The organism is Streptomyces sp. SID5910, assembly GCF_009862125.1.
GTDB lineage: Bacteria > Actinomycetota > Actinomycetes > Streptomycetales > Streptomycetaceae > Streptomyces.
On sequence record NZ_WWHX01000690.1, the window covers coordinates 1 to 10280 of the forward strand.

The 10280-nt window shown below is 73.3% G+C and carries 12 protein-coding genes; 7 read left to right on the forward strand and 5 right to left on the reverse strand.

Going from position 1 to position 10280, the window contains the following annotated elements:
- A partial coding sequence (locus GTW67_RS23885; RefSeq protein WP_161166853.1) for a response regulator transcription factor occupies positions 1-539 on the forward strand: 539 nt, incomplete at its 5' end.
- Between the two features lie 234 nt (positions 540-773).
- Here the strand turns inward: GTW67_RS23885 and GTW67_RS23890 are convergent.
- A complete protein-coding gene (locus tag GTW67_RS23890) occupies positions 774-1628 on the reverse strand; it encodes a transglutaminase-like and tetratricopeptide repeat-containing protein (protein WP_161166854.1) in 855 nt (284 codons plus the stop codon).
- Positions 1628-2641, reverse strand: coding sequence for a GNAT family N-acetyltransferase (locus GTW67_RS23895; protein WP_161166855.1), 1014 nt, complete (start codon positions 2639-2641; stop codon positions 1628-1630). Before GTW67_RS23895 ends, GTW67_RS23890 begins: the two co-directional genes overlap by 1 nt.
- Before the next feature lie 140 nt (positions 2642-2781).
- Here GTW67_RS23895 and fdxA point away from each other — a divergent pair, with 140 nt between their 5' ends.
- Together fdxA and GTW67_RS23905 are read left to right on the forward strand one after the other, a co-directional pair.
- Positions 2782-3102, forward strand: coding sequence for a ferredoxin (gene fdxA / locus GTW67_RS23900; RefSeq protein ID WP_003973842.1), 321 nt, complete (start codon positions 2782-2784; stop codon positions 3100-3102).
- A gap of 115 nt (positions 3103-3217) precedes the next feature.
- Complete coding sequence (locus tag GTW67_RS23905; RefSeq protein ID WP_161166856.1) at positions 3218-4309, forward strand: bifunctional succinyldiaminopimelate transaminase/glutamate-prephenate aminotransferase; 1092 nt, start codon at positions 3218-3220, stop codon at positions 4307-4309.
- 180 nt (positions 4310-4489) lie between these two features.
- Here GTW67_RS23905 and GTW67_RS23910 read toward each other — a convergent pair whose 3' ends face one another.
- Together GTW67_RS23910 and GTW67_RS23915 are read right to left on the reverse strand one after the other, a co-directional pair.
- Positions 4490-4843, reverse strand: coding sequence for an ATP-binding protein (locus GTW67_RS23910; RefSeq protein WP_161166857.1), 354 nt, complete (start codon positions 4841-4843; stop codon positions 4490-4492).
- Positions 4844-5153: 310 nt separating this feature from the next.
- Entirely contained in the window at positions 5154-6131 is a 978-nt protein-coding gene (locus GTW67_RS23915; protein WP_161166858.1) for a VldE C-terminal domain-containing protein, read from the reverse strand.
- Between the two features lie 94 nt (positions 6132-6225).
- Here GTW67_RS23915 and dapE point away from each other — a divergent pair, with 94 nt between their 5' ends.
- Positions 6226-7305, forward strand: a complete 1080-nt coding sequence (gene dapE, locus GTW67_RS23920) for a succinyl-diaminopimelate desuccinylase (protein ID WP_161166859.1) — start codon at positions 6226-6228, stop codon at positions 7303-7305.
- A 108-nt stretch (positions 7306-7413) separates the two neighbouring features.
- Complete coding sequence (locus GTW67_RS23925; RefSeq protein ID WP_161166860.1) at positions 7414-8172, forward strand: LOG family protein; 759 nt, start codon at positions 7414-7416, stop codon at positions 8170-8172.
- A gap of 237 nt (positions 8173-8409) precedes the next feature.
- Here GTW67_RS23925 and folP read toward each other — a convergent pair whose 3' ends face one another.
- A complete protein-coding gene (gene folP, locus GTW67_RS23930; RefSeq protein WP_161166862.1) occupies positions 8410-9270 on the reverse strand; it encodes a dihydropteroate synthase in 861 nt (286 codons plus the stop codon).
- A 210-nt stretch (positions 9271-9480) separates the two neighbouring features.
- Between folP and GTW67_RS23935 the strand changes: the two genes are divergently transcribed.
- Positions 9481-9834 (forward strand): DivIVA domain-containing protein, encoded by a 354-nt coding sequence (locus tag GTW67_RS23935; protein ID WP_202437616.1) that lies wholly within the window; start codon positions 9481-9483, stop codon positions 9832-9834.
- On the forward strand, positions 9831-10280 hold a 450-nt coding region (locus tag GTW67_RS23940; RefSeq protein ID WP_161166861.1), incomplete at its 3' end, for a DNA-3-methyladenine glycosylase I. The genes GTW67_RS23935 and GTW67_RS23940, both read left to right, overlap by 4 nt.

The following is a 10280-nucleotide window of genomic DNA, read 5'->3' on the forward strand; positions in this document are numbered from 1 at the left end:
TGGAGGAGGACATCGAGGTCGTCGCCCAGGTGGCGCGCGGCGACGAGGTACTGGAGGCCGCCCGCGCGCACGGCGTGGACGTGGCGCTGATGGACATCGAGATGCCGGGCGCGACCGGCATCGAGGCGGCGGCCCTGCTGCACCGCGAGCTCCCGGCGGTGAAGCTGATCGTCCTCACCACCTTCGGCCGGCCCGGCTATCTGCGCAGCGCCATGGAGTCGGGCGCGGACGCGTTCCTGGTCAAGGACGCCCCGGCGGCCCAACTGGCCCAGGCCGTACGGAAGGTCCTGGCGGGGGAGCGGGTCATCGACCCCACCCTGGCGGCAGCGGCCCTCGCGGAGGGCGCGAACCCCCTCACCGACCGCGAGCGCGAGATCCTGCGCGCGGCGTCGGACGGCTCCACGAACGCGGAACTCGCCAAGACCCTCCACCTCTCCCAGGGCACGGTCCGCAACTACCTCTCCACAGCCATCCAAAAACTAACGGCCCGCAACAGAGCGGAAGCGGTCCGCATAGCCCGAGAAAAAGGCTGGCTGTAGCCACCCCCAGCCCACCTAGCCTGCGGGCAGCCGCCCAGCCCGCTCAGCCTGCGGGCAGTCGTGCCGGCCGGCCCACCCAGCCTGCTGAGCCTGCGGGCAGTCGTGCCGCTGGGGCGGCACGGGTGGGCGCAGGCGGCACCCCGCAACGCCGGGCCGCGCACCCACCCGCCCCGCACGGCACCGACGGCACCCCGCAATGCCGGACAGCGCACCCACCCCTCACCGCAACACCGTTCAGTTCAGCAACGCCCGAGCCGCCCGAGCCTCCCCCCGCACCTTCTCCGCCACAACCTCATCCACAGCCCCCACCACATCGGCATACGCGTCCAACTCCACCGCCCCCACCACGAACTCCCCCCGCTGCACCAGCAACTGCGCTCGCTCATACCGCAACCGCGCCGCATGCGAAGGCAACAGCAGCAGCAGCTCGATCGCCCACAACCCCACATCCGACCGCTCGGGCCGCGCCGCCGCCCACGCCCGCACGTTGTTCAGGATCCGCGCCACCACGTCCAACGGCGCGGCAGGCTCCAGCATCGACGGCGACAGCCCCGCCCCCGTGGCCCCCGCCACCAGCACCTCCGCGTCGTTCCCGCTGAGCACCCGCCCCCCGTCGAACGGATCGGCGAGCACCCGCTCATCCTCCGGCCCGAACCCGACCACGAAGTGCCCCGGCAGCCCCACCCCGTACACCGGAGCCCCCGCACGCCGGGCCACCTCCAGCCACACCACCGACAGCAGGATCGGCAGCCCCCGCCGACGCCGCAGCACCTCGTGCAGCAACGACGACTCCAGGCGCCGGTAGTCCGCCGCGACCCCGTGGAACCCGTACCGCTCACCGAGCAGGTCCCGCAGCGCGGCAGCCCAGGCCCGCGGCGAACCCGGCCGGAACGGCACCTGCCCGGCCAGCCGGTCGAGCTCTATCTGCGCGGCGTCCATACCCGCCTCGTCGAGCGCCCCGTCCGCCACGGCGCCCACCAGCAGGCACAGCGTCGACAGATCGGGCCGCTCGGACCGCGCCTCTTCGGCGAACCGGCGCCGCACCTCGGCGGAACGCTCGGGCGACGGCGGATGAGGAAGATGACGCATCAGCCCCGCCCCACACCCTCGCCACCCTCCGGCCCCCGATAGTGGTGGTACGCGTGATGCGCGGAGAACCCCATCCCCGCGTACAGCGCCCGCGCCCCCGCGTTGTCCGCCTCCACCTGGAGCCACGCCGCCGAGGCCCCCTCGTCGAGCGCCCGCCGGGCCAGCGCGGCCATGACCTCCGTGGCGAGCCCCCGACGCCGCTGTCCCGGATCGACCTCGACGGCCGCGAAGGACGCCCAGCGCCCGTCCACGACACACCGCCCGATCGCGGCCGGCGCGTCACCGCCGGGCACCGTCGCGAACCACACCGACGGCCCCGACCCCAGCACCCGCAGCGCCACGTCGCTCAGACCCTTGCGCTGGTACCGGCCGAGCCACGCCTCGTCGGCCTCCCGGGACAGCACCACCCCGGCACCCTCGGCCCGGTCGGCGACCGGTGCCAGCGCGCCGGTCCACACCTCGGCCGTCACCTCCCGCACCCAGCCCCGCCGCTCCAGCTCCGCGCACAGCAGCTCCTGCGTGCCCTCGGCCCCGGTGGCGGTCTGGACGTACGCGGGCAGGCCGCGCTCGCCGTACCAGCGGCGTACGGCCGTCAGCGCGTCGTCGAGCGGCATCCCCGGATCGCCGAGCGGCAGCACGGAGTTGGCCCGCCGCGTGAACCCGGCGGCGGCACGCAGCTCCCACTCACCGAGCCGCTCGCTCTCCACCGGCCGCCACGCCCGCGCGGCGACCCGCGCCAGCTCCTCGTAGGACGCGGCGGGCCCACGCCGACGCGCCGGGGCGGCCGGTACGGCCTTGCCCGCCACCAGTGTGGATTCCGCGATCCGGACCGACTCGCCACTCTTCCGTGTGATCAGCAGCACACCGTTGTCCCATGATGTGAGAACCCCAACCGTGTCTGTGAACTTCTCACCTGCGACACCAGGTTCGCTCAAGCACCGCACGGAGACTCGTTTGCCCACGTCAGCAGCCGTAATGCGGACCTCGAGTCGGCCGGCGGCAGAGATTTCCACGGGTCGGTCCACCCCTCCTGTTCGGATCAAGCCCAAGAACGGAGATACTAGGGGCGGGCATCGACGACGCCGCGCTCCCGCGCGCCAGGCGGCGGAGCCTGAGGAGGCCCGCCAGCGCCCTATCGAGGAGGAACGACAGCGTGACCTACGTCATCGCGCAGCCTTGTGTCGACGTGAAGGACAAGGCGTGCATCGAGGAGTGCCCGGTCGACTGCATCTACGAGGGCCAGCGGTCCTTGTACATCCACCCGGACGAATGCGTCGACTGTGGTGCCTGTGAGCCGGTCTGCCCGGTCGAGGCGATCTTCTACGAGGACGACACTCCGGAGGAGTGGAAGGACTACTACAAGGCGAACGTCGAGTTCTTCGACGAGCTCGGCTCGCCCGGCGGCGCCAGCAAGCTGGGTCTGATCGAGCGCGACCACCCCTTCGTCGCCGCGCTGCCGCCGCAGAACCAGTAAGGCGGCCCGCACACGCGCCGCCTCGGTCCCGTACGGCCCGGTCACCCCGACCGGCGCCGCACGGGGCCGAGGCGTTTGCCGTACCGGGCGGCCACGACGAAAGTGAGCCAGTAACGTGTCCGCAGTCTCCGACCGCTTGCCCACCTTCCCCTGGGACAAGCTGGAGCCGTACAAGAAGACGGCCGCCGCTCATCCGGACGGCATCGTCGACCTCTCCGTCGGCACCCCGGTCGACCCGGTCCCCGAGCTGATCCAGAAAGCCCTGATCGACGCGGCGGACTCCCCGGGATACCCGACCGTCTGGGGCACCCCGGCACTGCGCGACGCGATCACCGGCTGGGTCGAGCGCCGCCTCGGCGCCCGCGAGGTCACCCACCGCCACGTGCTCCCCATCGTCGGCTCCAAGGAACTCGTCGCCTGGCTCCCGACCCAGCTCGGTCTCGGCCCCGGCGACCGCGTGGCCTTCCCGCGCCTCGCCTACCCGACGTACGAGGTCGGCGCGCGCCTGGCCCGCGCGGAGTACGAGGCGTACGACGACCCGACCGAGCTGGACCCGGCGGGCCTGAAGCTGCTGTGGCTCAACTCCCCGTCCAACCCGACCGGCAAGGTGCTGTCCAAGGCCGACCTGACCCGGATCGTGGCCTGGGCCCGCGAGCACGGCGTCCTCGTCGTCTCCGACGAGTGCTACCTGGAGCTGGGCTGGGAGGCCGACCCGGTCTCGGTCCTCCACCCGGACGTCAACGGGGGCTCGTACGACGGCCTGGTCGCCGTCCACTCCCTCTCCAAGCGCTCCAACCTCGCCGGCTACCGCGCGGCCTTCCTGGCGGGCGACCCGGCCGTCCTGGGCCCGCTGCTGGAGATCCGCAAGCACGGCGGCATGATGACGTCGGCGCCGACGCAGGCGGCCGTGGTGGCGGCCCTCGGCGACGACGAGCACGTCCGCGTCCAGCGCGAGCGCTACGCCGCCCGCCGCGCGGCCCTGCGCGAGGCGCTGCTCGGCCACGGCTTCCGCATCGAACACAGCGAGGCCAGCCTCTACCTGTGGGCCACCCGCGACGAGTCCTGCTGGGACACGGTCGCCCACCTGGCCGAACGCGGCATCCTCGTAGCCCCCGGCGACTTCTACGGCCCCGCGGGCAAGAACCACATCAGAGTGGCCTTCACCGCCACAGACCCCCGAGTAGCAGCAGCAGTAGCCCGCCTATAGCTGACCGGCAACTGCTGTGGGCAGGCGTTCCGCAGGGCGGAACGGGTGGGCACAGCCCCCAACGCCGGGCACGGCTCGACGGGCGGCCACTGCACAACCGCACGCACCCGCACGACAAAGCGACGGGGCCCGGGGGCACCCCCCGGACCCCGTCGCCGCACAGCCGTCGGCAGACAACCGTCAGCGCAGCGGCACCCCCTGCACCGGCAGCCCACCCTTCGTGGCCGTCGCAGCCGTGTCACCGACGAGGTCCCCGGCCGAGTCCGCCGCGTCCCCGGCGGCCTTCTGCGCCACGGGCGTGGTCTTCTTGACGGCCTTGCCGCCGGTGTCACCCACCTTGGTGACGTTCTGCGCGGCGCCGTCGACGGCCTCGCCGACGTTCGCCCCGTCCAGCGCGGTCAGCCCGCCGAGGTTCGGGGTGGCCGGCAGCTCAGGGGCCGCACTGGCGGAGCCGGCCGCACCGACCCCGGCAGCCGCTCCCGCAGCGACGAGCAGCGCGGCACGGGCGATCCGGCGGGTCAGGGGGAGGGACATGATGCTCCTTCGACGGAAGTGAACGATGAGGTTCGGACCTCACCCGGCGGGTGATCGCCGGGCTCGGACGCAGTGACTACCGCTCGAAGGGCACGAAGGTTGCGGCGACACAACGTAAAGAGTTGGCAATGCGTCGCATTATCAGTTGCGCAGAAAAGCGGTCAAAAGGGCGCCGCCCGGAAAGCCTGCCGAATCCTTACAGCCCTTTGCTTTCCCGGGCTCCGGCGGATTCGGCGCCGACGACGCGAAAACCCGCGCACCCCGTCGACTTCCCGCCGCCACGGCTCCCTCTCGCGAGTGACCGCTCGCACTACCGCGCGGACGTGATCCGCACCGGGCCCGCGCCCTGTTCCGCACCGTGCGCGGAGGCCGCGCCCGTCGCGTACCACTTGCTGTCGGTGTTCCCGGCGGTCCACTGCCGGCCGGCGTAGGTGACCCGTTCGATACGCAGCGCGCTGGCGTTGGCCACCGCCCAGTGCGCGAGCTGCCAGCCGCGCCGCTCGGCGTTCCGGCCCCCGCCCGCACCCTGCCCGTCGGCCACGGGCAGGGTCACGGTCCGCCCGTCGGAGCCGCCGCCGGGGCTCGGGGACGCCGAGGGGCCGGGCTCCGCCGAGGCGCCCGCCTCCGCGCCGGCCGGCTGGAGCACATCGCGCCCGAAGTCCCGTACCAGCGCCGCCCGTACCGCGTCAGGGCCGTCGGCCCGGTGCGCGCCGGGACGCCCCTCGCAGGTCAGCGTCGCCGCGGACCGCCCGGTCAGGGCCGCCGCCAGCAGCGTGGCGTCCGGCTCGTGCTTGGCGTACGCGTCCGGGAACCCGCTGCGCTGCACACGCTGCGCGGCGACCGTCAGCGGCAGCCGCGTGTAGTCCGGCACCTCGACCAGGTGGTCGTAGAACATGCCCGCCGCGTACGCCGGGTCCATGATCTCCTTCGGGGTGCCCCAGCCCTGCGAGGGCCGCTGCTGGAACAGGCCGAGCGAGTCGCGGTCGCCGAAGTCGATGTTGCGCAGCGCCGACTCCTGGAGCGCGGTCGCCAGGGCGATCGTCACCGCGCGTTCCGGCAGCTCGCGCGCGGTGCCCACGGCGGTGATCGTCGCCGCGTTCACCGCCTGCTCCGGCGTGAACTCGTAGGCCGTGCGGTCGTCGTCGCCCGAGACGACCTTGCAGCCCGGCGCGCCGCCGGTGACGTACTGGACCGTGAGGTAACCGGCGACCGCGAGCAGGACGACCAGGGCGGCCCCGAAGCGGAGGAGGCGGCCGCGGCGTTTGCGGGTGGGGGACGGCTCAGACACGCGTACAAGGTACTGGAGAGTAGGGCTTCAGGGGCCCCCGGTGCGGATGATGTGCGGGAAGGGGGCCGACGGCCCGGCGGGTAGGGTCGACGGCATGGCCGATACCCCGCTTGACCTCACGCTGGACGCCGCGGAGCTCACCGCGCGGCTCGTCGACTTCCCCTCGGAGAGCGGCTCCGAGAAGCCCCTGGCGGACGCGATCGAGGGCGCGTTGCGCGCCCTGCCGCATCTGACGGTCGACCGGTACGGCAACAACGTCGTGGCCCGCACCGACCTGGGCCGCGCGGAGCGGGTGATCCTGGCCGGCCACATCGACACCGTGCCGATCGCCGGCAACGTCCCCTCGCGGCTCGACGAGGACGGCGTCCTGTGGGGCTGCGGCACCTGCGACATGAAGGCGGGTGTGGCCGTCCAGCTGCGTATCGCCGCGACCGTCCCGGCCCCCAACCGCGACCTCACCTTCGTCTTCTACGACAACGAGGAGGTCGCCGCCGAGCTGAACGGCCTCAAGCACGTCGCCGAGGCACATCCCGAGTGGCTGGAGGGCGACTTCGCGGTCCTCCTCGAACCGTCGGACGGCCAGGTGGAGGGCGGCTGCCAGGGCACCCTGCGGGTACTGCTGCGGACGACCGGCGAGCGGGCCCACTCGGCGCGCTCCTGGATGGGCTCCAACGCCATCCACGCCGCCGCCCCGATCCTCGCCCGGCTCGCCGCGTACGAGCCGCGTCACCCGGTGATCGACGGCCTGGAGTACCGCGAGGGCCTGAACGCGGTCGGCGTCACCGGCGGGGTCGCGGGCAACGTCATCCCCGACGAGTGCGTGGTCACCGTCAACTTCCGCTACGCCCCGGACCGCAGCCCCGAGGACGCCCTCGCGCACGTCCGCGAGGTCTTCGCGGACTGCGGGGTGGCCGAGTTCGTGGTCGACGACCACAGCGGCGCGGCCCTGCCCGGCCTGTCCCACCCCGCCGCGGCGGCCTTCATCGAGGCGGTCGGCGGCACCCCGCAGCCCAAGTACGGCTGGACGGACGTCTCGCGCTTCTCCGCGCTCGGCGTCCCCGCGGTCAACTACGGCCCGGGCAACCCCCACTTGGCGCACAAGCGGGACGAACGCGTCGAGACGGCGAAGATCCTCGCGGGCGAGGAGCGGCTGCGGTCCTGGCTGACGGCATGATCCGAAGCGGGTTTACGCCGCTGCGTGCCGGACATGCTGAGGTCCCCCGTACGTAACCCGCGTCGATCTACGCTGAGGTGGAACCACCTGCACACGGAGGGAGCGCACATGCCTACAGGCAATCCGGAGGGCAAGAAGCAGCCGCCTGACGAGCAGCGCCTGGGCCCGGTCCTCCGACGGCGGGACCAGGTCCAGGGGAGCACCACGGACCAGCGCCTGCTGGACGAGCGTGCCCCCACGGACTGGGTCCACACCGACCCCTGGCGCGTCCTGCGGATCCAGTCGGAGTTCATCGAGGGCTTCGGCACGCTCGCCGAACTCCCGCCCGCGATCAGCGTCTTCGGCTCCGCCCGCACCCCGGCCGACTCACCGGAGTACGACGCCGGTGTCCGGCTGGGCCGCGGCCTGGTCGACGCGGGCTTCGCGGTCATCACCGGCGGCGGTCCTGGGGCGATGGAGGCGGCCAACAAGGGCGCGCTGGAGGCGAAGGGCATCTCGGTCGGCCTCGGCATCGAGCTGCCCTTCGAGCAGGGCCTCAACCCGTACGTCGACATCGGGCTGAACTTCCGCTACTTCTTCGTCCGCAAGATGATGTTCGTGAAGTACGCGCAGGGCTTCGTGGTCCTGCCCGGCGGCCTCGGCACCCTCGACGAACTCTTCGAGGCGCTCACCCTGGTGCAGACCCAGAAGGTCACCCGCTTCCCCATCGTCCTCTTCGGCTCCGAGTACTGGGGCGGCCTGGTCGACTGGCTCCGCGGCACCCTGGTCGCCCAGGGCAAGGCGGCGGAGAAGGACCTGCTCCTGTTCCACGTCACGGACGACGTGGACGAGGCGGTAGCCCTGGTCTCCAAGGAAGCGGGCCGCTAGCGCGGGGCAGAACCACGGGCAGCGGTGCGGGCCGCCGAGCCCGGCGGGGCGGGCGGGCCGCCGGTCCCGGCAGGGGGCCAGCGACACGAGCCCGGCAGGGGTGCAGGGGACGCAGTCCCCGCCGGGTCCAGGGGCGGAGCCCCTGGTGGGGTCGAAGGGGCGGAGCCCCTGGGGAAGGGAACGGGTGAGGGCGGCGGGGGCGAGACCCCCCCCACGCCCACCCGTCCGCGCCGGCCCCTACGCCAGCCCCCGCCGAGCCACCGCCGGCTCCCGGTGCCCGGCGATCGTCGCCACCATGTCCAGCACCTGCCGCGTCTCCGCCACCTCGTGCACCCGGTACACCCGCGCGCCCAGCCACGCCGACACCGCCGTCGTCGCCAGCGTCCCCAGCACCCGCTCCTTCACCGGCCGGTCCAGCGTCTCCCCGACGAAGTCCTTGTTGGACAGGGACACCAGCACCGGCCACCCCGTCTCCGCCATCTCCCCGAGCCGCCGCGTCGCCTCCAGGCTGTGCCGCGTGTTCTTCCCGAAGTCGTGCCCCGGATCGATCAACACCGACTCCCGCGGCACCCCCAGCGCCACCGCCCGCTCGGCCAGCCCCACCGTCACGTCCAGGATGTCGGCCATGACGTCGTCGTACGTCACCCGGTGCGGCCGCGTCCGCGGCTCCGCGCCACCGGCGTGCGTGCACACCAGCCCCACCCCGTGCCGCCCCGCCACCTCCGCGAGCTTCGGGTCGACACCGCCCCACGCGTCGTTCAGCAGGTCCGCCCCCGCCTCGCACACCGCCTCGCCGACCTCGTGCCGCCACGTGTCCACGCTGATCACGACGTCCGGGAACCGCCGCCGCACCTCCGCGACGAAGCCCACGGTCCGCCGCGCCTCCTCCTCGGCCGACACCTCGTCGCCGGGCCCGGCCTTCACCCCGCCGATGTCGATGATCGCGGCCCCGTCGGCCACGGCCTGCTCCACGCGCGCGAGCGCCGGCTCGTCGCGGAAGGTGGCGCCCTGGTCGTAGAAGGAGTCCGGGGTCCGGTTCACGATCGCCATGATCACCGGCTCGTGCGGCGCGAACTCACGCCTGCCCAGCCTGAGCATCCCCTGTGACATCTTCTCGTCCACTCCGTCCCTCACGCCCGCGTCCTTCGACCGCCCGCGTTCGACCGCCTGCGATCCCGACTGTCAGACTCGCATGGCACGATCGGACCCGACACAACGACTCCGACCCGGACAGCCGACGCGATCCACCGACGCACCACGCGATCGCCGTGCCCGGTCCGACCAGATCCGACCATGGGGGCCCCAGCGATGGTCATGTTCCTCTTCCTCGTCGTCGCGCTCGCCGTCGTGGTCGCCGCGGTGACGCTCGCCGTGGTGAGCGGCGGCGAGAGCGGACCGCTGCCCGAGGCAGCGCCCGAGCAGCTGCGGGACTCCCTGCCCCCGGACCGCCCGGTGGCCCGCGCGGACGTGGAGCGGCTGCGCTTCCCGCTCGTCGTCCGCGGGTACCGCATGGCGGACGTCGACGACGCCCTCGGCCGGCTCGGCGCCGAGCTGTCCGAGCGCGACGCCCGGATCGCCGACCTGGAGTCCGCGCTCGCGGGCGCCCGGGCCGCGGCCCACCACGTCGCCATGGAGAAGCCGGCCCGGGAGGAGCGGCAGTGAGCGCCGGCGAGGCCGTCACCGGCCCGGACGGCGCGCCGCGCTGCCCCTGGGCCCTGTCCACCGCGGACTACGTGACGTACCACGACGAGGAGTGGGGCCGCCCGGTCCACGGCGACGACGCCCTGTTCGAGCGGCTCAGCCTGGAGGCCTTCCAGTCCGGCCTGTCCTGGATCACCATCCTGCGCCGCCGCCCCGGCTTCCGCGCCGCCTTCGCGGACTTCGAGATCGCCGAGGTCGCGCGGTTCACCGACGAGGACCGCGAGCGGCTGCTCGCCGACCCGGGCATCATCCGCAACCGCGCGAAGATCGACGCGACCCTCGCCAACGCGCGCGTGCTGGCCGAGTGGGCCCCCGGCGAGCTGGACGAGCTGATCTGGTCCCACGCCCCCGACCCGGACGGCCGCCCGGTGCCGAAGACCCTCGCCGACGTCCCGGCCGTCACCCCA